Origin of the sequence: Nostoc sp. UHCC 0870 (assembly GCF_022063185.1) — a bacterium.
Taxonomy (GTDB): Bacteria; Cyanobacteriota; Cyanobacteriia; order Cyanobacteriales; family Nostocaceae; genus Trichormus.
In genome coordinates, this window is record NZ_CP091913.1 from 5,138,983 (window position 1) to 5,161,861 (window position 22,879).

The window sequence follows — 22,879 nt, forward strand, 5'->3', positions numbered from 1 at the left end:
TGCATTAATTAAAGTTCGTAGTAAGGGCATAAAGCCATTTTGATTACGCTATTTCAAACTTAACCTGCTATTGCGATCGCAAACTCTTGTCTCTGCTCATGCAGTCATTGAAAAAGGGCTGAGAAAAGTCCAGTTTGGATGTCTTTAGGTATAGAAGAAGCGATCGCCATTAAACAATTAAAAAAAATTTATCAGGCAGTGACTACAATGACGCTAAACTCTTATGACGAAGCAGCCCTTAGAGTCAACTTGATAGCCCCTGATGAAATTAGCCGATATCCTCAAAGACTCAAATTACAAGCTGTCGCAGTTTACGATAGCTGAAATTGAGCAGTTAGAGCAGACAATTACCCTCAAGACAACCAAAAACGGTGAGGTTGCTTATACGCTTTGTTTGGTGCGCCAAAAGGCGATTAAGCTAACACCAGAGGAGGCAATTCGTCAACTATATTTACGAGTTTTACGCGATCGCTTACACTATCCCCTCAGTCGTATTCAGGTTGAGTATGGGGTGAACTTTGGGCGAGAAGTGAAACGGGCAGACATCGTGGTGATGGACAAAGACCGTCCTAACACAGTCTACATACTTGTAGAGCTAAAAAAGCCAAAACTCAAGGATGGCAAAGACCAGCTGCGCTCTTATTGTAACGCCACCGGTTCGCCGATCGCAGTCTGGACGAATGGCGATCAAATTTCCTACTACCAGCGCAAAGACCCCAATTATTTTGAAGATATTCCGGGGCTACCCAATGCTAATCAAACCCTAGCAGATATTCTCCAGATAAAGTTCACCCTGGAAGACCTGATCGCTAATGACAAGTTGGTGAAGGAGAATAAATCTCTCAAGACCTTGATCGAAGAAATGGAAGATGAGGTGTTAGCCAATGCTGGCGTAGATGTATTTGAGGAACTGTTTAAGCTGATTTTCACCAAGCTCTATGATGAGTGGTATTCTGGGCAAGGCAACAGGCGATCGACCCGTTCTTTAGAATTTCGCAATACGGGACAGACAGAAGCCGCACTGAAAACTAAGATTCAGGATCTATTCGACAAAGCCAAGAAAAAGTGGGAAGGGGTGTTTAGTGAAGATGCCAAAATTAGCCTCACGCCATCTCACCTGTCGGTTTGTGTGTCGTCGTTAGAAAATGTCAAGCTGTTTAACTCCAACCTGGATGTAATCGATGAAGCCTTTGAGTATTTGATCAACCAGAGCAGCAAGGGCGAAAAGGGACAGTTTTTTACACCGCGCTATGTAATTGATCTGTGCGTAAAGATGCTCAACCCCCAAGAGGATGAGTACATGATTGATACGGCTGCGGGGTCATCGGGGTTTCCGGTGCATACGATTTTTCATGTGTGGCGGCAGATTTTGGCAGATGAGGGATTGCAAGCGAGTCATTTGTTTTCCCTGGAAGATAAGCCACCCCGGTGCAAAGAGTATGTGGAAGACAAGGTTTTTGCCATCGACTTTGATGAAAAGGCGGTGCGGGTAGCACGGACGCTAAACCTGATTGCAGGTGATGGACAGACGAATGTATTGCACCTAAACACCCTGGATTATGAACTCTGGGATGAAGTCACCGAGCAAGAAGATTGGGATAACATTTACCATGAAGGGTTCAGGCGACTGAAAAAGCTGCGACCGAAAGGTAGCAAGGACTATCGAGAGTTTCAGTTTGATGTGCTAATGGCGAATCCGCCCTTTGCAGGGGACATCAAAGAACCGCGCATGATTGCCCGCTATGACTTGGCGAAAAAGCCGGATGGCAAGTGGCAAAGTAAGGTAGGGCGCGACATTTTGTTTATTGAGCGCAACTTGGATTTTTTGAAACCAGGGGGCAGAATGGCGATCGTGCTTCCCCAGGGACGGTTCAACAACTCATCTGATAAGAACATTCGAGATTTTATTGCGGAACGCTGCCGAATTTTGGCGGTAGTCGGACTACACGGCAACACCTTTAAGCCGCACACAGGCACAAAAACTTCAGTGCTGTTTTTACAGAAATGGAACGACGACCCCAAAGCTGGCGCACTTTGCCCCCGAAAGGATGACTACAACATTTTTTTTGCCACCATGCGAAAGTCGGGGAAGGATAACTCTGGAGACAAGATTTGGCGGAAGATTTCATCGTCTACAGCTTCACCAAGCGATGAGGAAATCAGCGATTTGATGCCGCCTTCTCCGGTGCAACGAGTTGTTGGGGTAGAGAGCGATTTTTTACAAGATGAACACGGTCATTTAGTGGTGGATCATGACCTGTATAACCACGAGGGACTGACGGAAGACGGTATCGCGGAAGCATTTGTTGAGTTTGCCAAAAAGGAGAACTTCAGTTTTTTTGAACTCAGCCCATCTGTTACACAGTTTGATGCTGTGAGGTATCAGCAGTTGATGGATGGGCTTGAAGCGGTTGAATTGAGTTTGAATGAAGCTTTGAAAGAAAATATTTCTTTTAGAGTAGATAGTGATTTTTTTAAAAAACAATATTTACAAGAATATTTTCAAAGAAATAAATTTGATAATATTGTTCTTGGTGATATTGCATTTATTACCGATGGTCAGCATGGCTATCATGAAGTAGATCAAACATCAAACATTGCTCACATAACAGCTAAAAATACGAAAAACTGGTTTACAGATAAAATTGGTGCAGATGGATTAGCTCAATGGGTTGATGATAAAAATAAACGCTCTTCTCTTCAAGAACATGATATTCTTCTTGCTAATCGTGGAACAGTAGGATGTTGTTCTATTGTTAAAAGGGATATTTTGCCAGCAAATATAGATCAAGATATTGCCAGAATAGCACTTATTCCAAATTCCCTAATTATTCCTGAATATCTCTTAACCTACCTAAATTCAAATATCGGCTATGACTGGGTTATTAGAAATTCTTCCGGTATGGTTCAGCAAGGATTACCTTTAAATAAGGTCAGATTAATACCCATACCTCTTTTAAATAGAGAATTTCAACTAAGAATAAAATCATTAATTAACCTATCTTGGGAAACAAAAGAGGTTTCTAAGGAAATGTATCAACAAGCTGAAGATTTGCTGTTGTCAGAGCTTGGCTTGAATGACTGGCAACCCAAGGAAGAAACCATTGCCGTCAAGAGTTTTGCTGAGTCGTTCCTGTCCTCTGGTCGCTTAGATGCTGAATATTATCAACCAAAATATGATCAAGCAGAAGAAGCTATTAAAAATTGTGGTTTTCCATCTCAAAACTTAGGTTCATTGATAGAACCAATTCAAAACGGTTTTGACTATCGGGAGTATACAGAAGAAGGTACGCCTTATATTCGCGTTGGCGATGTCAAAAACGGACAGATTAATTTTGAAAGTGCCGTAAAAATTCCAATTACGATGGCTGATGTTGATAAGCCTGTGGGTTTACAAATAGGAGATATTCTTTTTACCCGTAAAGGTAGTTTTGGTAATTCCGCAGTTGTTACAGAACTAGAAGTTAATGGGATTATTAGCAGTGAAATTATGCTTGTACGTTTAACATCAGTTTCTAGACAAAAAGTTTTACCAGAGTATGTAAGTTTATTTTTGAATTCAAAATTTGGTTACTTACAGGTTGAGCGTCGAGTGCATGGTGTGGCTTACTACAGTATTTCTCAACCAGATTTAGCCAATTTGTTAATTCCGATTTTACCAAAACCTCAACAGCAAAAGATTGTTGAAAAGATAAATTCATCATTTTTATTAAAACTAAAATCCAAACAACTGCTAGAAATTGCTAAAACAGGAGTAGAACGGGCAATAGAGACTGATGAAGCGACAGCCACAACTTGGATAAATCGGCAACTTGAAGCCTTGGAGGTAGAACTGTCATGACGATTACTGCAATAGATATACCAATGGATCAGATTCGTGAGTTTTGTCACAAGTGGCAAGTTACCGAATTTGCCTTGTTTGGCTCTGTTTTACGCGATGATTTTCGCCCCGAAAGCGATATTGATGTGTTGATCGCCTTTTCTCCAACTGCGAAACGGGGGTTAACCGAAACTCTGCAAATGCGCGATGAACTGCAAGCTATTTTTAACCGACCTGTAGATTTGATTGTAAAAGCTGCGATCAAGCGCAGTGAAAACTGGCTCAGACGTAAAAATATTTTGGAATCTGCACAAGTCATTTATGCCGCGTGACCAAGAATTTGTGATCGACATCGCTAATGCCATTAGGCGCAGCTTACGCTATGCAAATGGAGTTAGCAAATCAGAACTAGAAACTAATGACGAGAAATTGTCTGCAATCCTCTACCAAATTACAATTATTGGCGAAGCCACCAAAAGGCTTTCCCAGTCGTTCCGTCAGCAACATCAAGAAATTCCCTGGCGACAAATGGCAGCAATGCGAGATGTGATAGTCCATGAGTACGATCAGCTTGATTTTGATGTGATATGGGATGTTGTTGAAAACAAATTGCCAGAACTTTTGAACTTGATTGATTCTTTACTTTAAAGGTGTTTTGTAGGCAAAGTGCAAAAAACTGCTACAAATTTCTAAAACAGGAATAAAACGGGCAATTGAGACTGATGAAGCGACAGCCACAACTTGGATAAACCAGCAACTTGAAGCATTAGGCATCACCCTAAACTGCCACCACTTAAACCATCTGGGAGTAATCATGAAAGCACTTAAAGTTATGGCAACAATCAATGAGGAGGGACAACTAACTTTAGATCATCCGCTTTTAACTGATAAAAATAGCCGAGTAGAAGTAATTGTGCTAATCCCTGAAGAAGAAGTTCTGGAAGATCAATCTCAAGCAGAAGTCTTAGCAGATTTCCGGCAAGCTTGGCGCGAAGCCATGACTGGGCAAACTATCCCGGTGGCTCAACTGTGGGAAGGTCTTGAAGCTATTGGCATTAATTGATCAAATTTCGCTTTACGGAGCTACTAGTTTCTTAGCCAGAAAAATTCCCTAATCGCTTCCAATTAAGTTCTTTTGTCGTCTCATCCCAATGCCAACGTAATAAGTTAGCTTTTTGATTAGAGGAAATTCCTGGTAGACCGATCGCCTGTCTAGGTGCATCCGTAGCTAAAGCGATCGCAGTTTCTACGTCACAAACACCCCAGTTCACCAAGTTCTGTACTCCCACCAATAAGGGTAGAGTTGTCCCCGATAATGTTCCATCTGCTAGCCGTGCAGTGCCGTTTTTTACTTCTATTTCCCGACTATCCCAAGGATAAACCCCATCAGGTAGTCCTAAAGGTGAAAGGGCATCGCTAACTAAAAATAGTCCCTGACTGGCACGGAGGAGAATTTGCAACATGGTGGGTGTAATGTGTTGTCCATCAGCAATAAAACCACACATTACCCCAGGATGGGTAATGGCTGCGCCTAATAAACCTGGTTCGCGGTGGTGTAGGGGTGGCATCGCATTAAAGGCATGAGTCACCATTGTTGCACCCAGTTCAAAGGCGTGTTTTGCTTGTGTCTCTGTGGCTTGAGAATGTCCTAAACTGACGGTGATACCTAAAGAACGTAAATAAGGGATGACTTCCCCAGTAGGATCTAACTCTGGTGCTAAAGTGATGACTTTGACAACATGAGCATAATCACCCAAAACCCGCTTTACCTGATCAATAGTTAAGGGTAATAAATACTCTGCCGGATGTGCGCCACGCTTTTGATAATTTAAAAATGGCCCTTCTAGATGGACTCCCAGAATCTGAGAACCTGTTTTGGGAGTCGAGATAAAATCTGCAATCACAGCTAGCGATCGCTGTATGTTCTCTACTGAAGTTGTCACCAGTGTCGGTAAATATCCATCTACCCCCACATCCCATAAAAATTTGCTAATTTTCTCTAATACGTAAGAGTTTTCAACAGATAAATCAGGAAAAGCTAAACCTAAAGCACCGTTAATCTGTAAATCAACACCGCCCAAAGAAATCCAATCCCCAGCCACATCTAATATTTGCAATGACGGTGGCGAAACCCGTTTAAATACTGTCTCTATTGGCAGGATTTGCTCAATTATGCCCTCTTGATTAACTGAAAGCATCTGCAAATCTTGGTAGCCAGGAACTCTAGCATTGATAATGTCTACAAGGTGGGAATTGGGCATGGAGAATTAGGCATTGGGCATGATTCATTGGTATTAACTCATGTACCGACTATTTAATCAAGTGAAGTAATAGCGATATATCGAGACACAGAGATGGGGATAAGGAAAAAAGGCGGATAATACTTCTTGTCTCTTAATTTTTTACTCACAACTCAGCACTTAGGGATTTCCAAGAAATAAATTATCCAAGATAAACTAACCACAGAGACGCAGAGAACACAGAGAGAGGAGAAATAGAGAGAATTTTTGCGTCAGCTTTAGGATATTTTTTTATTTGGAAGTCCCTCAGCACTCAATATGAGATGATAATTGCACCCTCAGATTGCTGTATTAGCTATGTCTCCTGTTGTTGGCATTATTATGGGCAGTGATTCCGATTTGCCCACTATGAAAGATGCGATCGCTGTTTGTGATGAGTTTGGCATTGAGAACGAGGTAGCGATCGTTTCTGCCCATCGGACTCCAGAAAGGATGGTGCAATATGCCCAACAAGCGCACCAAAGAGGAATTAAAGTCATCATTGCTGGAGCTGGTGGTGCTGCTCATCTTCCTGGCATGGTAGCATCTTTAACACCATTACCTGTGATTGGTGTTCCCATCGCTACCCGCAATTTACAAGGTGTGGATTCTTTGTATTCTATTGTTCAGATGCCAGCAGGCATTCCCGTTGCTACAGTGGCGATAGGTAACGCTAAAAATGCCGGACTCTTAGCCGTGCAAATTTTGGCTACTCACCAGCCAGAACTACTAGAAAAAGTCCAAAAGTACCGTCAAAGTTTATCTAATATGGTCATGGGCAAGCAAGCAAAACTAGAAGAACTAGGATATACCCAATATTTAGAACAAGAATTTTAAAAGGCATTGGCCATCAAATCCCCAGTCCCCAGTCCCCAGTCCCCAGTCCCCAGTTATTTAATTTTGAATTTTGAATTTTGAATTGATTTGTCCCCAATCCCCAGACATTTTACTTAAAATTTTGTATATAAAATTAATAAATTTATTAGTAATTATATGTAAATATCAGCAACTACTGATTATATAAAGGTTTCACATGATTTAATTGCCTATTCACTAACTAAATTCTACGCATACGAAATAATAAATGTATTAAAAAATACAGAATTAATGTCTTAAGTAAAACATCATAAATCAAATTTAGTCATGGATTAACCAAAGTATGTTGTAAAATTTAACCTTATTTATGTGAATTACACTGTCTGTCCACGCTCTGTTTAGTTGAATGAGCAGAGTGGTAAACAAAAGAGAATAAACTTGGCTTTAAGTAAAACTTGATCGCCAGATTTTCTGATCAAAAGTGATTGATTTTGGTCAGTCTGCTACCATGATCAATCATCGCTGTTCAAGCAGGAAAAAATGAGCTAATGAATAAGCGTATTCGACCTTGGCAACGCATGATGGTGCTGGCGATCGGTTCGGTGGTATTGGCAATTTTTGCCCCTACAGTTGTACAAGCAGCAGATCCTCCCAATTTGCAGTCTTTATCAGAAACTACGATCAAACTGCAAATTTCGATTGACACTATATGGGTACTAATCACTGGGTTTTTAGTATTCTTTATGCAAGCTGGCTTTGCAATGTTAGAAGCCGGTTTTTCCCAGCAAAAAGGTGTAGTTAACGCTTTATTGGAAAATTTTGTTGATGCGGCTGTCACTATCTTAGCGTGGTGGGCAATAGGTTTTGGGATTGCTTTTGGTACAAGTGCTGGAGGTTTGTTAGGAACAGACACATTTTTTTTGAGCCAGCTACCTAATAGTGATGGGATCTATCCAATGGGTGCGCCTGGTTCTATGGCTGCTATTAATACCTACACCTTGTTTTTTTTCCAGTTTGCTTTTGCAGCAACCGCCAGTACAATCACTACGGGTTCTCTGCTCGGTAGAACTGACTTTATTGGTGACTTAATTTACAGTGCCGTGATGGGAGCATTCAGTTATCCAATTATTGTCCATTGGGCTTGGAATGTTGACGGATGGTTATCTAAACTCAGTTATCACGACTTTGCAGGTAGTTCTATTGTGCATTCTGTAGGCGGTTGGACTGCGCTGGTTGGAGCTTATTTGCTGGGGCCTCGCCCTGGTCGTACACCTTGGGGAACGCCACCACCAGCCCATAATTTAAGCTTGGTGACATTGGGAACGATGATTCTCTGGTTTGGTTGGTATGGGTTTAACCCTGGTTCAACTCTCGGTGCTGGGAACACAGGATTGATTGGTTTGGTGACAGTCAATACCACATTATCGGCTGGAGCAGCAGCACTAGCGGCAATGATTTTTCAGTATATCCGCACTAGTAAGTGGAATTTAGAGTATTGTCTGAATGGTTCTTTAGGCGGATTAGTAGCAATTACAGCTGCTTGTGCTTATGTAGTACCTTGGGCTGCTGTGCTGATTGGATTAACGGCTGGCATTTTGGTAGTGCTGGGGATTGATCTAATTGAATCACTGAAAATTGATGACCCAGTAGCCGCTTTTTCCATACATGGAATTAACGGCATGATGGGTACTCTTTCTGTCGGTTTTTTGGGACAAGCGGAACTGACCCTGAACAAAAAAGCAGGCTTACTGTTAGGGGGTGGAATTGAATTATTAGGTATACAACTTCTAGGTGTCGTAGCGATCGCAGTTTTTACAGTTGGCTTAAGCTTTGTAATGTTCGCTGGTCTTAAAGCCATCGGACGCTTGCGTGTTCATCCCGAAGGCGATCGCCTAGGTATTGATGTTTATGAGCATGGTGCATCGGTGTGGCCTGATGTCTATGCAGTTGACAAGTTAGTAGAAGAGAAAAAATATCATCCCAAAAGTTCAGACGTTACGACCTTTGAGAATGAATGAACCAGTTAAGCTGATCAATTGACAAAAGTTAACAAATAGTAGTAATGTGTGCCACAAATTACTGATTAATTTCTCTGCTCATTTTTGATGGAGATTGTATTGACAAAATAACCGTTATCGCTATGTCAAAATATTTTTTCCTGATTAAAGATTAAATGAAGAATACTTGACTGTTGTAGAAATTACATCATAATTTCTTAAGGATATCTACAAATAATATTTACAGAGGTGTCATTAATTTCTTAAACTCCTAAATAATTATTTGAGTTTTTGGTTTACCAAATCAGTGGTCTCAAAGAAAAACATCAAAATCACTGGCTGGCAATACCGATGCTAGTTTTTCTGCTTAACCTGTTTCTTGCAATCAAGGATCGTTCGGAGGACGTTGTTTCAACCCATGTACAAGCATAAATCGAAAATAAAAAATAGGCGATTTTCCGCAAGAAATTCCGCTAAAAGCTCGCAACATAACTCAACAATCAAGTTATTTAATTTCATTAAGCGGCTATCACCCAGTTGGCAAGCTTGCTTACCTTTGGCTTGTTTGATTGTTTTGGGATGGGGTTATGTCGCAGTTGCCCAAACCCCAGACGCTGGCCCGACAACAGCAGAATTGAAAATTGCTCTGGACACACTTTGGGTAGCGATCGCAGCGTTTTTAGTATTCTTCATGAATGCTGGTTTCGGGATGTTAGAAACTGGCTTTTGTCGCCAGAAAAACGCTGTTAACGTCCTTGCCAAAAACCTAATTGTGTTTGCACTAGCCACCATAGCTTTTTGGGTAATTGGTTTTGGGTTAATGTTTGGCGATGGCAACGATTTTATTGGGTTAAATGGGTTTTTCTTAACAGGAGAAGATAATAGTCCTGTTACCGGAGATGCTTATAAAGGTGTCTTCAGTGCTTTAAATTGGGCTGGTGTCCCCTTAGCTGCCAAATTTTTATTCCAGTTGGCATTTGCGGGAACAGCCGCGACAATTGTGTCTGGTGCAGTTGCCGAAAGAATTAAGTTTCTTGACTTCTTAATTTTCAGCATCTTACTTGTAGGTATCGCCTACCCCATTACCGGACACTGGGTTTGGGGTGGTGGTTGGTTATACAAACAAGGGTTCTGGGACTTTGCTGGTTCTACGGTAGTTCACTCAGTTGGTGGTTGGGCAGCTTTAATGGGAGCAGCCTTTCTTGGCCCCCGTATCGGTAAATATCAAGATGGAAAAGTTGTGGCTTTACCTGGTCACAACATGAGTATTGCCACTCTAGGATGTTTGATTCTGTGGTTAGGCTGGTTTGGTTTTAACCCCGGTTCTGTAATGGCTGCTGACCCCAATGCTATTACTCATATTGCTTTAACAACCAACATGGCTGCGGCTGCTGGCGGAATTGCAGCTACAGCAACAGCGTGGTTTTACTTAGGTAAGCCTGACCTGTCGATGATTATCAACGGTATTCTGGCTGGTTTGGTAGCGATTACAGCCCCTTGTGCTTATGTCAGCATTCCCGGTGCAGTAATTATTGGTTTGATTGCTGGCGTGATTGTAGTTTTCTCTGTCACATTATTTGACAAAATTGGTATTGATGACCCAGTAGGTGCTACCTCAGTTCACCTTGTTTGTGGTGTTTTTGGCACTCTTGCAGTTGGTCTATGGTCTGTTGGACCTGGTGTCTATTCCTGGTATGGTGAGGGTGCTGGGCCAATCAAAGGCTTATTTGTTGGTGGTGGCGTAGAACAGTTAGGTATCCAGTTTCTAGGTGTGATTGCAGTCGGTGGTATGACTGTGCTTCTCAGCAGCATCTTTTGGCTAGCACTGAAATATACCTTGGGTATTCGAGTCACCAGAACAGAAGAACTGGAAGGTTTAGATATCCATGAACACGGTATGGAAGCCTACAGTGGATTCCTCAAAGAAAATAGTCCCAGTGGATTTGGAGAAGCTGGCAACTCTGGCGGCTACTCATCAGGGGAAGATTATTCCAATAAAATTTAATTGCAATTTACAAGTTTGTAGTAAATGATCGGTAGGGTGTGTTATGCCGTAAGCTAAAGCACCTTGACTTGTTGACTGTGCGTTGCACTGTGCGACAACACACCCTACATTAAACAATTCGTAATGGACTAACGTCCCGCTCCGCTAACGTAACGATGCTCCCGCCCCGCTCCGCTAATGTAATTCGTAATTATTAAAATTTATTAACATAAAAAAATAATTCTTTACCACTCAGCACTCAGCACTCATTACTCATTACTCATTACTCAGCACTCATTACTCAGCACTCATTACTCATTACTCAGCACTCATTACTCATTACTCACTTGATCCCCAAGATACCAATCCAAGATAGGATGGACGTTGATTTACGTATCGTTTTACATAATATGCTTATGAATCGCTATTGGTCGCGTCTGCTTGCCCTCGTCTTGGTTGTTGCCATTGGCTTAGTAGGCTGTGGTAGTCCAGATAGTTTAACAGGAGATTACCGCCAAGATACCTTGGCGGTGGTCAATACCTTAAAACAAGCCTTAGAAGTATCCCCAGATTCGCCAGAAAGAGCAGCAATTCAAGCGGAAGCTAGGCTAAAAATTAATGATTTTTCTGCTCGCTACCAACGGGTTAACTCTGTTGTCGGGCTGAGTTCCTTTACAACTATGCGAACAGCCCTCAACTCCTTGGCTGGACACTACAGTTCTTACCCTAACAGACCAGTACCAGAAAAGCTAAAAACTCGTTTAGAGCAAGAATTCCAGCAGGTAGAATCAGCACTCCGACGAGGTGCTTAACTACTACTATTCTCTATTCTTATAGTCAAGAGTCAGAAATATAGAGGCTCTTGACTATAGCCATTGATTTTCCCAATCCTCAGTCTCTGCTTTTGACACTCTCCGACCTAAAGGTAAGGAGATTCTTAAGACCTCACAGCCTTAATATTCTGTTTGTACAGATTCCCAGGCTCACCACGTTTGCCCAGTAGGGCGTAGTGATATCTCCTCAAGGTTTTTCGGGCGTAGACTTTCCCCCAGTCCGGGGGTAGGTTTTTAAATCTTTTACTGATTAGAGTATTTTACCATGTTCATCAACAAAATTGACTTAAGCCTAAAGGCAATAAAGAAGCTTTCATCCCGTGCCTGTTCGCGCAGCGTCTCCCCTTGGGAGAAGTACGAAGTTCGGACACCTGCGTGTCCTGCTTCTCACGGGTTTTCAGCATTCCCCTTATAACATCCCTTAAAGCGTAGCCTCTCCGTGAGGATAAAAAATAAATATCCCGTTAGTAAGATGTTGTTGTTTAAGCTACTCGGATAACTTTACAGAATAAAACATTAGACCTCTTGCATAAATGCTTAAGCTGTCATGTTGAGCGAAGCGAAACATCTCAAGGCTTATACATTTCATTCAGAATGACACATCTCATTTTCGGACTTTTGCAAGAGGTCTCTTGTGATATCGCCAACATAGGATTGAGGATTAAAGCTTCAAAACCCTTGATTGTAAGATATAACATTTGATACAGGTTCACCCTAATATTTGCAATAGGGTGGATGATTGGTTTTTTCTGTTTTGATCCAGTATGTTTAACCGTCCCTTGCAGCGTGTGAGAGTGAAATTACTTTGGCAATACTTATTTACTGCTATTTTTAGCAGCAGTCTGTTGATTCCCTACTTGACGATTCAACCAGCACAAGCACAAGTTACAGAATATTGTCGGATATCATCAGCCGCTACCAAAACAAAAGAAAATTTACGCTTATTAGCCCTCAAAGGTAATAAAGATGCCCAGAGACGCTATCAGCAATTGATCCAAAAACACGCCAAAGAAGTACAGCAGTGTCGTAACCGTACTTGGCCAAAAATTCAAGCTGTTTGGATACGTTTATATCCTTGCGATTTAAAGCCAGGGGCTATAGATCAGATTATGGATCGGATAGTCAATGATGGCTACAACCAAGTTTATGTAGAAGCATTCTATGATGGGCGCGTCTTGTTACCAGCCGCAGCTAACCCCACAGTTTGGCCTTCAGTGATTCGCAATCCTGGTGCAGAAAAAGTTGACTTACTCGCCACAGCAATTAAACAAGGAAAGCAACGCGGGTTAAAAGTTTATGCTTGGTTATATACCAAGAATTTTGGCTATAGTTATGCACTGAGAAGAGACAGAGAAGCTGCGATCGCACGCAATGGTAAGGGTCAAACTAGTTTATATGTTGTCAATGATAGTAATCAAGTATTTATCGACCCCTACAACGAACAAGCCAAACGCGATTACTACCGCCTAGTACAAGAAATTTTACGTCGTCGCCCAGATGGTCTGTTGTTTGACTATATCCGTTATCCTCGTCAAGCAGGTAGTGATTCCATCGCCACCAAAGTTGCAGATTTATGGTTATTTACTAAAGCTACCCAAGAGGCTTTGTTTCGCCGCGCCCAAAATAACCAAGGACTAGAGTTAATTCGGCGTTTCTTAGGTAAAGGATATGTCACCGCAGGAGATATTAGCGAAGTTGATCAACTTTATCCCCAAGAAAATGAACCGATGTGGCAAGGACGTGTTGTAGCAGCAAAAGAAAAATCACTTTTGTCCCCTAGCGAGAGACAACCACTAATACAAACAGAATTATGGTTGTTGGCTGTAGCCCATGCCATGCAAGGTATTATAGATTTTGTCACTTTAGCTAGCAACCCAGCGAAACAACTAGGTATTCCCTCTGGGGTGGTATTTTTTCCAGAAGGTAACCAAACAGTAGGACAAGGATATGATTCTCGCTTGCAACCTTGGGATCAGTTTCCTAGTTCCTTAGAGTGGCATCCCATGTCTTACGCAACTTGCGGTAACGTTAGCTGTATTGTAGAGCAAGTACAACGAGTTATCAGTCTAGCCAAGCCAGGTACACAAATCATTCCGGCTTTAGCTGGTAAATGGGGAGGCTCAGTCAGTAATCGTCCCTCATTAGAAGCACAAATGCAAGCATTAAAACAATTTGCACCTAAGCTAAAAGGGGTGAGTCATTTTGCCTATTCTTGGCAATATCCAGAAAATGATAGCGATCGCAAATTCTGCCGTTAGATACTGAGCAATCAGCTACCCTGGGTGGTTACGCGATCGCGCCCTGATCATGGAAGATCCACAATATTACAAGCTGCGTAACTACGCCTTAGATTTCCTCTTCAACCGTTTCGCCCATGATGATGTCGGTTAACAGCGTTCCCAGATGACAAAGGTTAGAACTTAGTTTCTACCATCTCTCAGGGTGCAAAATATTGCACCCTTTTTTTGTAATGAAGTAAAACCCCAGAACTGGGAATTTCTGGGGTTGTTAACCTGACCACCTCTACTTTTATAGTTTAAAAAACATGGTAAATTTCACATCTCATCAGACTTAAATCTGTAAATTATGTCAGAAATAAAATTAGAAGTATTCCTTTTGATGTGATAGCTAAAAACCTAGTAGTTATATCCACTTTATAGGGATTCACCCTTGAAAAAGCCTTATTATATATGTGTTTTTCGGATTAGTCATATTTAGTATTCACCGCCAATCTTTAAATCGTAAATTATTATTATTAGACAGACAAAATAGCTATAAATATTTGAAATAAAGATATAACTCAATGGTTTAGGTCTAATTCATGATATCAAGCTACTTGTTTTATTACTCTTCTTCATCAAAAATAAAAGCATCATGATAAATACATGATTGTAGCCCATTAAAGTGACAGAAAACCTCACAAATGTCTGCCTAAGCAGGCATTTTTTATTGAAGAAACCAGCGATGAAACTTTGCATCTTATGTTTCGATTAAAAACAGGATTGAATTTTCTTGAAAAGCAGACTTCAGATAAATCAGTATAAAATGAGCCTCCTTCTATATCAATTTATCTATCTAAACCATAGTTTTTTTACACTATCTTTCACTCAAAGTCTGAGCTAAACTTTTTGTCGCGTTAGTTATCATAAGGCTTAGAGACTTCTATCAAGATGATCTGTTAGCAATTACCAAATCCAAAGACCTCATCTACCGTGGGATGGCAACTGGATTACTCAACACACAATTTCAAGAAAATTTGATATAGTTAAGAAGCATTAAGATATATTACAATTTTTCACAGAATTCACAAATGACTCTATCGATTCGTCCCGATCTCACTTCTGCCGATCAGGTACTGTTGTCTTTAGCACCTAAAGAACAGCAAAATGTCACAGAAGCAGAAATGATGCAGGCTGTGCGAACTTTGTTGATTGGATTAGGAGAAGATCCAGACCGTGAAGGACTAAAAGATACTCCAAAAAGGGTGATGAAAGCCCTACAGTTTCTGACAAAGGGATATGATGAATCTTTGGATGATCTGTTAAATGGAGCAGTATTTACAGAAGATGCCAGTGAAATGGTATTAGTCCGGGATATCGATATTTTCAGTTCCTGCGAGCATCATATCTTACCAATCATTGGTCGCGCCCATGTCGCTTATATTCCTAATGGCAAAGTTATAGGATTATCCAAAATTGCCCGTATTTGTGAAATGTATGCACGACGCTTACAAGTGCAGGAACGTCTCACCATGCAAATTGCTGATGCTTTGCTAGATTTACTCAAACCTCAAGGAGTAGCTGTAGTCATAGAAGCCACTCATATGTGTATGGTAATGCGCGGCGTGCAGAAGCCTGGCTCTTGGACTGTTACCAGTGCGATGCGCGGCGTTTTTGCCGAAGACGCTAGAACCCGTGAAGAATTTATGAATTTAATTCGACACAATGTCAATTTTCATTAAATGAAGTAGGGGTGTAGGGGTGTAAAAAAAGTAGCGGAAATTTTACCCCCCAATACACAATGCCCAATTTTCCTTTGTTACTATGTCCTGATAGACATTTACTTTCTGTGTAAAATTTAATCGGAGTATTCTGGACTATCAGGATTATTTTCCAAGGAAACCCATGAACAAATTTCTACTTAGCGTACTTTCTAGCCCTGTTCTGATTGCTTCTATGTTGTCTATGACAGTTATGGTCAATCAAGCACAAGCTATTGAGCCAGAAGCTAAAAACACAGATCGGTTATCGTGTATTAGAAATAAACATAAAGTAGGTTTAGTATGTGCTAGGGCTTCGGTTTTAGCCCAAATTCCTAAATATCAGCCGGAAGTTGAGTTTTCTAGAGAGGATGCTCCTATGCTAGAGTTCAACGACGAAGAAAGTGATGTAGCCGTTGATTTATTTAATTGCGACTGTCCTGCTTGTATTAATTCTTTGCGTCAAATGCGGGGTGTAACGCCCTTGGTGTACTAACTCATTAATAAAATCTGCAATATATTGCATTTGTATTGGCATGGACAACAAAAGACAGTCGCAAGTTAGAGGTTAACTTTATTATGGCGACTGTCTGCTTTTTTCAGGGTCACAAAACCTGCTATTGCACTTGTTACTTACCTACGTTTCTGATTTGTCAGTGACAGCCAGCCCAAGTTACCCATCTGTGAGATAGCCCTATACGCATCACTGTTCCGGTAATTTCTCGTTCAGAAATAATTACGTCAACCATATTTGCGCTACTCAGTTCCGCTTCTATGATATTGCTACCCATCAGATTAGCTTGCTTGAAATTAGCACCAGTGAAATTAGCTCCGCTCATTTCTGCTTCATAGAGGTTTGCACCTAATAAGTTGGCTAGCATTAAATTAGCACCGCGCAAATCAGCACGAGTTAGGTTACTATCTTTGAGGTTAGCCTTCATTAAATCTGCGCCAATGAGGTTAACCTCAGTTAAGTTTGCACCACTCAAGCTAGCACCACTCAAATCAGCATCAGTCAAATTAGCTCGACTAAAATTACAGCCATTCAAATTGGCGTGACTGAGGTTAGCACCACTTAAATCAGCCTCTGTAAAATTTACTCCGCTCAAATCAGTGGCGTAAAGATTGACCTGATGCAGATTTGCTTGCTCAAATTTTCTTTCTCCTGCTGTATATAAATCCAGGAGCTTATTAGCATCCATCTGTTTTCACCTCCCATTACTTGTTGGTAGGTCTGCCTAAGTTGTGAGTTAACACTCCCCCAACCACACCAAAGACAATTTGCAGATTGATCAAAGACCTAATTTTTAATAAAAACTAGTAATTTGATTGTCATATATTTTTTAGCGTTATGAACAATTACTTCACGGAAATATACCGAATAGATATGTGCAGAGTTACTACGCGTTAGTCATTAAGACATCCAAGCTTTAGAGATTTGGCTACTGGCTGGAAGCGTATGCAGAAAAAGTCACAGATATAAAATTCAGGATCTTCCTTTTTTTTCAAAATACTGTTGATGCTCTGGGGTTGCTAAGTAGTATTCACCAGCAGGTTTAATCTCTGTCACAATATCGCGTTCAAACCTACCCGATATCTGAAGCTTTGCCTTTGAGTGCTTCGCTAGTTCTTCCTGTTGGGTATTGTGAAAAAATATCACAGACCTGTACTGTTCTCCTTTGTCTGGCCCTTGGCGGTTTAGGGTTGTCGGGTCATGGATATCCCAAAATACGGTTAATAAGTCCTCATAACTAACAAGTTGAGGGTCATATTCTACCTGTGCTACCTCAGCATGACCAGTTATCCTCGATAACACATCAAGATAAGACGGATTAATAAAATGCCCTCCCATATAGCCAACGGAGGTTGATGTTACTCCTTTTACCTTATAAAACGCCGCCTCCACACCCCAAAAACAGCCAGCCCCAAATGTTGCTTTTTCCATTGCTGTGATGTACTCCAAGGTTTTGATAATTAAGTTACGTGAACTCAATCTAATAGGGATAGGGGTGTATTAGATTAAGTCCTGAACCTTTAATTGAGTTGAGAAATTATCTAGGATGAATGTGTCGTCTAGTCCCCCAACCTGGATTGACAATAGCGGCTAACTCTTCGTCTGATAGTTGGCTGATTTCAGCCTCTAGTTCCTCAATGGTGAAGTCATAGCCACACTCTCTAGCAATTTTTATGAAGGCTTCTGGATTATCTGTTGCTTTGAGTCTTGCTTGTAATGCTTGATCTTCTTTAACAGCTTCCAATAATTGGGTAGCGTTTTGCTGTGTCATGATATTCTCTTTCCTGTTTTAAATATTCAGATTCAAAGGTAGAGCCAAAATATTTGAGATGTAGTCAGGTTTTTAGCCGCATCCATACTTTAGATTGCTCTAATTTTAGATTGCACTATTATTATTCATTTGTCTTGTACCATTAGAAAGAAAAGCGATCGCCTACGGTGGGTTGCAACCCATCGCACCAGCGACAATTCAGGCGATCGCTTTTTGTTTTTAGGCGTAAAATTAGGTGATGTCTGCAATAGATGACCGCAACACATTATATAGTCAGTGTAGGTTTTGTGTAAAAAAAACAATATAATAATATTAAATATCTCCAGTTTAACTGTTAAAAAATAAAGAAAAAATTAAACTATCATGACATCTACCAATACACATGATTTTGTGAGAATTTTAACTCAAGTTGCTGCTGCATATCGAGGGCAAAAAAATCAACGTCCTACAACTGAGGAAGTAGTGAATGCGTTATTAGCAGCAGAAACAATCGCCAAAAAACAACGGCTGAATTATAATTTTGAGTCTCTAGTGGGTCAATGGCGTTTATGTTTTGCCACTGGGACAAAGAAAGCCAGAGAGAGCGGGGGGATTGTTTTAGGTAAGGGTTGGTATGTACCAAAACTGGCTACTATTTATATTTCCTTTAAGGCGACTCCAGAGGAAGATTTAAATAGTGGCGAAATTGGTAATCAGGTGCAATTAGGGTCAATATCATTGCAACTTACAGGGCCAGCAAAGTATTTAGGCAAGAAAAATATACTGGCTTTTGACTTTACCCAAATGTTCCTCAGTTTATTTGGTCGTACCATTTATCAGCAAAATATTCGCTCTGGTAAAGGTGAATCTGAAGATTTTTACAACCAACCCATAGCTAAACTACCCTTTTTTGCCTTCTTTTTAGTTAACGCAGATTTGATTGCAGCGCGGGGACGTGGGGGAGGTTTAGCACTTTGGATTCGGGAAGATATTTCCTAGACAGCACTTCTCTATTTTTTTATCTGATGAAAGTATATATTTTACAGATTGACTCAAGATGAGGCGATCGCACTGATTGTATTGTAATGATACCAACTAGAGTTAGGACAGATGTCGCTCAGGTGTTTTCTGGAGCAATACCTGACTATTTCTGGGAAAGGATTTTGCTAGCTAGTATGTATTTTTCGGAAATGGTCGTGGCGTAATTATGTAATGTACTTTACCGAATTTGGCAGACAAATTTGCAGAAACTCTACATGACGAGACTTGGTATTTTCCCGTAGATTCTTAATTAAGCAAGGAGTTGAAGGGAAACAAAAGTAACCATTAACTCTGAGCGAACATTCATTGCAACAATTTTGATCTTAGGAGAAAATTCATGCAAGTTCTAGAAAACAACGCCTTATTTACCGAAATTTCTGCTGAACAATCCGCCGTTGTTAGTGGTGGAGTGAATAATTTTAGATTTAACCTAGATGCTTACCTGTTCATCTTAGGTGCTGGTGTTGTATTTGGTGTACCTACACTTACCGAACAAGAGACCAACTTTGCTTTCCAACAAGCAATCAGTTTGTAAAGCGATCGCACGCTGAACTACTGACAAGCAAATCTTTGCAAAACCTAATTTTGACCATTATTACTCAGGAAAAAATCATGCAAGTTCTAGAAAACAACGCCTTATTTACCGAAATTTCTGCTGAACAATCCGCCGTTGTTAGTGGTGGAGTGAATAATTTTAGATTTAACCTAGATGCTTACCTGTTCATCTTAGGTGCTGGTGTTGTATTTGGTGTCCCTACACTCACCGCAGAAGAGACCAACTTTGCTTTCCAACAAGCAATCAGTTTGTAATGACTTGATCTAAAGTATTGTCCTGAAAATTGATCAGATATATCGGTTTTCAGGCTTACCTAATCATGCTTCAGGAATGGCTGAGTGTGAATGATTACAGAAAATACTGGAACATTTCAAAATGTTCCAGTATTGGAATCAATCTGAAGGTAAAAAATGAGCATTAATGACAAAGTTCCACTTTTTACAGAGCTAATTAACGAAGAATCTGCGGTTATTAGTGGTGGTGCGTTGCCTATATTTATTTACGACGGCACAACCGCTAGGATTTTAAACGTAGATGGGCAAGGTCAGGAAGTAATTCTCACTCTTACTTCTCCTACCATTAGCCCCTTACCTCAACCGAACAACGACTTAACTAACCAATTAAGTTTGTAAGTTGTTTGTAAGTGGGAATTTATGGGCGATCGCCAATTACAAGTTCAGATTGAGTAATAAACAGTTTACTCATTGTCTATTTCATGCTCTTGGGTTGTCAGGTTGCTCATTGTTATAAATAGTTGAATGCAAGCGAGCGATGGAAGAAAATAACACACTTTTTCAAGCAATTACCCCTGAAGAATCTGCTGTCGTCAGTGGAGGTTTCTTACAAGTAAGTTTTGATCTGGATACTTACTTGTACATTTTGGGGGCTGGTGTTGTATTTGGCAACCCTGGACTTACTCCTGACGAAATTCAGTTTGCTTGGGAGTCAGCCTTTGTATTTGAATATGCACCACCCTCTCGCAGAGGAAGACGCAGTAACAGGCGTTGAAATTATTACATTTGCAAGTATATCTGCTATGAGGCAGGCTGAATTAGCCTGTCTTGTTCAAAATTGCTATTTCTGCAATTTGGATCATCACCTAATGGGTATTTTTTGAAAAATTTTTGGCTCAACTCAAGATAAGCATTTTTGCTGTATGAAATACCAATATGTTGCACAACACAGCGAAGAAGATTGCGGTGCTGCTTGTATCGCCTCAATTGCTAAACACTATGGGCGGACTCTTACTCTTAGTCATGTGCGTGAGGTTGTAGGTACTGGACAATTAGGTACAAGCTTGTTGGGGCTAAAACGAGGTGCAGAAACACTTGGTTTTAATGCTCGTCCAGTCAAAACTTCACCAGAAGTCTTAAAGCGGATGAATGAAGCACCTCTACCAGCAATTATTCACTGGCAAGGGCAGCATTGGGTAGTTTTATATGGTAAAAAAGGCAAAAAATGTATAGTTGCTGATCCGGCTGTAGGTTTGCGTTATCTGTCTCCACAAGATTTAGCAGAAGGGTGGACAGATTGGTTAATGCTGTTAATAGAACCTGATCCGATACGGTTTCAGCAGCAAGAGGGGGATCAAGTTGGTGGTTTTTGGCGTTTTTTTAAGCGAATTTGGACTTTTAGGAGGATTTTAGCTCAGGCTTTACCCCTAAATATCTTGTTGGGATTGCTATCTTTAGCTTCTCCCTTTTTGCTACAAATTCTTACTGATGATGTACTGGTGCGGGGTGATACTAAACTATTAACTACGATGGCGATCGCTGTGGTAGTGATGAATGTAGTTTCTAGTAGTTTATCTTGGGTACAATCTAACTTAATTGCTCACTTTGCCCAACGTCTACAATTAGGGCTTGTTTTAGAATTTGGTCGGCAAATATTACAATTACCACTTTCTTATTATGAGGCTAGACGTAGTGGCGAAATTGTCAGCCGTCTACGAGATATTAACCAGATTAATCAGTTAGTATCTCAAGTTGTTGTAACTTTACCAAGTAAATTATTTATTGCTATTATTTCCTTTAGTCTCATGGCTTTTTATAGCTGGAAATTAACGGTATTAGCTCTATTTATTTCGATGGTAATGACATTATCTACAGTGATATTCCAGCCAATTTTACAACAGAAAACTCGTGAGGTTTTAGTTAGCGAAGCTGAATCACAAGGGGTTTTAGTCGAAACATTTAAAGGCGCACTCACGCTGAAAACAACCACAGCTTCACCACAATTTTGGGAGGAATTACAAGGCAGATTTGGGAAAATTTCTACTTCCACACTCAGCACCATTCAAATTGGCATTATTAACGGTACATTTTCTAGCTTTGTTTCTGCTATAGGTAGTATTGCTTTGCTATGGTATGGGGGAAATTTGGTAATTAATCCCCAAGAAAATTTGAGTATTGGGCAATTACTAGCCTTTAATTCCATGAATGGTAATTTCGTGGGTTTAATTGGGACTGTGATCACTTTTGTAGATGAATTTACACGAGCAAAAACTGCTACTCAACGCCTCACAGAAGTAATAGATGCGACACCAGAAAATCAAGGAGATGGTAAAAAAGCATTTGCCAAAATCCCTGATGATGCTGATATTGTTTGTAGTCATGTCAATTTTCATTATCCTGGTCGAGTGGAGTTATTAGAAGACTTTTCACTAACTATTCCAGGTGGTAAAGTTGTCGCTATTATTGGTAAATCTGGTTGTGGTAAAAGCACTTTAGCTAAAATATTAGCTTGCCTATATCCTCTACAATCAGGTAATATCCGCATAGGACTTTATAATATAGAAGACCTTGCTCTTGATTGTCTACGTCAACAGATAGTTTTAGTCCCTCAAGATGCCCATTTTTGGAGTCGTTCTATTGTTGAAAACTTCCGATTAGGTGCGCCTCATATTACATTTGAGCAGATTGTTAGGGCTTGTAAAATTGCTGATGCTGATGACTTTATCAGTAAATTACCTGATAAATATCAAACCATTTTGGGTGAGTTTGGAGCAAATATTTCTGGCGGACAAAGGCAAAGATTAGCCATAGCAAGAGCCATCGTGACAGATCCACCAGTGTTAATTTTGGATGAATCAACTGCTGGACTTGATCCAGTCAGTGAAACACAAGTTTTAGAGCGATTATTTAAACATCGTCGGGGTAAAACTACTATTTTAATTAGCCACCGTCCCCAAGTAATTAATCGGGCTGACTGGGTTATGTTGCTAGATCAAGGTAAATTAAAAGTTGAAGGTTCTTTGGAGAATTTACGCTCTATATCTGGAGAACATTTAGACTTTTTGAATACTTATTGA

The 22,879-nt window shown here is 40.5% G+C and carries 24 protein-coding genes and 1 pseudogene; 20 read left to right on the forward strand and 5 right to left on the reverse strand.

The features are described 5' to 3' along the window. Positions 1 to 138: 138 nt before the first annotated feature. From L6494_RS21705 to L6494_RS21720, 4 genes are read left to right on the forward strand one after another with little or no spacing between them, the layout of a single operon-like run. A complete protein-coding gene (locus tag L6494_RS21705) occupies positions 139 to 324 on the forward strand; it encodes a hypothetical protein (RefSeq protein WP_237989826.1) in 186 nt (61 codons plus the stop codon). Beyond that, positions 263 to 3,841, forward strand: a complete 3,579-nt coding sequence (locus L6494_RS21710; protein ID WP_237989827.1) for an N-6 DNA methylase — start codon at positions 263 to 265, stop codon at positions 3,839 to 3,841. The genes L6494_RS21705 and L6494_RS21710 overlap by 62 nt, the downstream gene beginning before the upstream one ends. Beyond that, on the forward strand, positions 3,838 to 4,152 hold the full coding sequence (locus L6494_RS21715) for a nucleotidyltransferase family protein (protein ID WP_237989828.1): 315 nt from the start codon (positions 3,838 to 3,840) through the stop codon (positions 4,150 to 4,152). The genes L6494_RS21710 and L6494_RS21715 overlap by 4 nt, the downstream gene beginning before the upstream one ends. Then, positions 4,142 to 4,468: a HepT-like ribonuclease domain-containing protein gene (locus tag L6494_RS21720; protein ID WP_237989829.1), complete on the forward strand. Its 327-nt coding sequence runs from the start codon at positions 4,142 to 4,144 to the stop codon at positions 4,466 to 4,468. Before L6494_RS21715 ends, L6494_RS21720 begins: the two co-directional genes overlap by 11 nt. Here L6494_RS21720 and L6494_RS21725 read toward each other — a convergent pair. Beyond that, positions 4,460 to 4,636 carry a hypothetical protein gene (locus L6494_RS21725; protein ID WP_237989830.1) on the reverse strand — a complete coding sequence of 59 codons (177 nt, stop codon included), beginning with the start codon at positions 4,634 to 4,636 and terminating at the stop codon, positions 4,460 to 4,462. The two genes, L6494_RS21720 and L6494_RS21725, sit on opposite strands and share 9 nt — an antisense overlap. Here L6494_RS21725 and L6494_RS21730 point away from each other — a divergent pair. Then, the gene (locus L6494_RS21730; protein ID WP_237989831.1) at positions 4,635 to 4,883 is read left to right on the forward strand and encodes a type II toxin-antitoxin system RelN family antitoxin; all 249 of its coding nucleotides are present in this window, start codon (positions 4,635 to 4,637) and stop codon (positions 4,881 to 4,883) included. The two genes, L6494_RS21725 and L6494_RS21730, sit on opposite strands and share 2 nt — an antisense overlap. A gap of 31 nt (positions 4,884 to 4,914) precedes the next feature. Here L6494_RS21730 and nagA read toward each other — a convergent pair whose 3' ends face one another. Next, a complete protein-coding gene (gene nagA, locus L6494_RS21735; protein WP_237989832.1) occupies positions 4,915 to 6,081 on the reverse strand; it encodes an N-acetylglucosamine-6-phosphate deacetylase in 1,167 nt (388 codons plus the stop codon). Between the two features lie 336 nt (positions 6,082 to 6,417). On the opposite strand from nagA, the gene purE reads away from it, so the two are divergent. The 8 genes and pseudogenes from purE (at position 6,418) to L6494_RS21775 (ending at position 16,204) form a co-directional block, all read left to right on the forward strand. After that, positions 6,418 to 6,936: a 5-(carboxyamino)imidazole ribonucleotide mutase gene (purE, locus tag L6494_RS21740; protein WP_237996205.1), complete on the forward strand. Its 519-nt coding sequence runs from the start codon at positions 6,418 to 6,420 to the stop codon at positions 6,934 to 6,936. 527 nt (positions 6,937 to 7,463) lie between these two features. After that, positions 7,464 to 8,933, forward strand: coding sequence for an ammonium transporter (locus tag L6494_RS21745; RefSeq protein WP_237989833.1), 1,470 nt, complete (start codon positions 7,464 to 7,466; stop codon positions 8,931 to 8,933). Between the two features lie 397 nt (positions 8,934 to 9,330). Continuing rightward, the gene (locus L6494_RS21750) at positions 9,331 to 10,917 is read left to right on the forward strand and encodes an ammonium transporter (RefSeq protein WP_237989834.1); all 1,587 of its coding nucleotides are present in this window, start codon (positions 9,331 to 9,333) and stop codon (positions 10,915 to 10,917) included. A gap of 389 nt (positions 10,918 to 11,306) precedes the next feature. Next, on the forward strand, positions 11,307 to 11,708 hold the full coding sequence (gene psb27 / locus L6494_RS21755; RefSeq protein WP_237996207.1) for a photosystem II protein Psb27: 402 nt from the start codon (positions 11,307 to 11,309) through the stop codon (positions 11,706 to 11,708). Positions 11,709 to 12,493: 785 nt separating this feature from the next. Further along, positions 12,494 to 13,987: a family 10 glycosylhydrolase gene (locus L6494_RS21760; protein WP_237989835.1), complete on the forward strand. Its 1,494-nt coding sequence runs from the start codon at positions 12,494 to 12,496 to the stop codon at positions 13,985 to 13,987. Between the two features lie 31 nt (positions 13,988 to 14,018). Continuing rightward, positions 14,019 to 14,120: pseudogene (locus tag L6494_RS21765) on the forward strand (bacitracin ABC transporter ATP-binding protein); the annotation flags it as partial. 919 nt (positions 14,121 to 15,039) lie between these two features. Continuing rightward, positions 15,040 to 15,690 (forward strand): GTP cyclohydrolase I FolE, encoded by a 651-nt coding sequence (folE, locus tag L6494_RS21770; RefSeq protein ID WP_237989836.1) that lies wholly within the window; start codon positions 15,040 to 15,042, stop codon positions 15,688 to 15,690. Positions 15,691 to 15,853: 163 nt separating this feature from the next. After that, positions 15,854 to 16,204 (forward strand): hypothetical protein, encoded by a 351-nt coding sequence (locus L6494_RS21775; protein ID WP_237989837.1) that lies wholly within the window; start codon positions 15,854 to 15,856, stop codon positions 16,202 to 16,204. A gap of 157 nt (positions 16,205 to 16,361) precedes the next feature. Here the strand turns inward: L6494_RS21775 and L6494_RS21780 are convergent, their stop codons facing one another. The 3 genes from L6494_RS21780 to L6494_RS21790 all read right to left on the reverse strand — a co-directional run bounded on the left by L6494_RS21780 (position 16,362) and on the right by L6494_RS21790 (position 17,993). Further along, a complete protein-coding gene (locus tag L6494_RS21780; protein WP_237989838.1) occupies positions 16,362 to 16,910 on the reverse strand; it encodes a pentapeptide repeat-containing protein in 549 nt (182 codons plus the stop codon). Between the two features lie 284 nt (positions 16,911 to 17,194). Continuing rightward, the gene (gene msrA / locus L6494_RS21785) at positions 17,195 to 17,653 is read right to left on the reverse strand and encodes a peptide-methionine (S)-S-oxide reductase MsrA (protein WP_237989839.1); all 459 of its coding nucleotides are present in this window, start codon (positions 17,651 to 17,653) and stop codon (positions 17,195 to 17,197) included. A gap of 106 nt (positions 17,654 to 17,759) precedes the next feature. Further along, positions 17,760 to 17,993 carry a Nif11-like leader peptide family natural product precursor gene (locus tag L6494_RS21790; RefSeq protein ID WP_237989840.1) on the reverse strand — a complete coding sequence of 78 codons (234 nt, stop codon included), beginning with the start codon at positions 17,991 to 17,993 and terminating at the stop codon, positions 17,760 to 17,762. Between the two features lie 129 nt (positions 17,994 to 18,122). On the opposite strand from L6494_RS21790, the gene L6494_RS30895 reads away from it, so the two are divergent. The 7 genes from L6494_RS30895 to L6494_RS21820 all read left to right on the forward strand — a co-directional run bounded on the left by L6494_RS30895 (position 18,123) and on the right by L6494_RS21820 (position 22,879). Then, positions 18,123 to 18,248 (forward strand): hypothetical protein, encoded by a 126-nt coding sequence (locus L6494_RS30895; RefSeq protein ID WP_269139267.1) that lies wholly within the window; start codon positions 18,123 to 18,125, stop codon positions 18,246 to 18,248. Between the two features lie 108 nt (positions 18,249 to 18,356). After that, complete coding sequence (locus tag L6494_RS21795) at positions 18,357 to 18,971, forward strand: hypothetical protein (protein ID WP_237989841.1); 615 nt, start codon at positions 18,357 to 18,359, stop codon at positions 18,969 to 18,971. 379 nt (positions 18,972 to 19,350) lie between these two features. Then, the gene (locus tag L6494_RS21800) at positions 19,351 to 19,548 is read left to right on the forward strand and encodes a hypothetical protein (protein ID WP_237989842.1); all 198 of its coding nucleotides are present in this window, start codon (positions 19,351 to 19,353) and stop codon (positions 19,546 to 19,548) included. A gap of 50 nt (positions 19,549 to 19,598) precedes the next feature. Beyond that, the gene (locus L6494_RS21805; RefSeq protein WP_237989843.1) at positions 19,599 to 19,823 is read left to right on the forward strand and encodes a hypothetical protein; all 225 of its coding nucleotides are present in this window, start codon (positions 19,599 to 19,601) and stop codon (positions 19,821 to 19,823) included. 156 nt (positions 19,824 to 19,979) lie between these two features. Then, positions 19,980 to 20,201, forward strand: a complete 222-nt coding sequence (locus tag L6494_RS21810; RefSeq protein WP_237989844.1) for a hypothetical protein — start codon at positions 19,980 to 19,982, stop codon at positions 20,199 to 20,201. A 139-nt stretch (positions 20,202 to 20,340) separates the two neighbouring features. Next, positions 20,341 to 20,577 carry a hypothetical protein gene (locus tag L6494_RS21815; protein WP_237989845.1) on the forward strand — a complete coding sequence of 79 codons (237 nt, stop codon included), beginning with the start codon at positions 20,341 to 20,343 and terminating at the stop codon, positions 20,575 to 20,577. Positions 20,578 to 20,725: 148 nt separating this feature from the next. Then, positions 20,726 to 22,879: a peptidase domain-containing ABC transporter gene (locus L6494_RS21820; protein WP_237989846.1), complete on the forward strand. Its 2,154-nt coding sequence runs from the start codon at positions 20,726 to 20,728 to the stop codon at positions 22,877 to 22,879.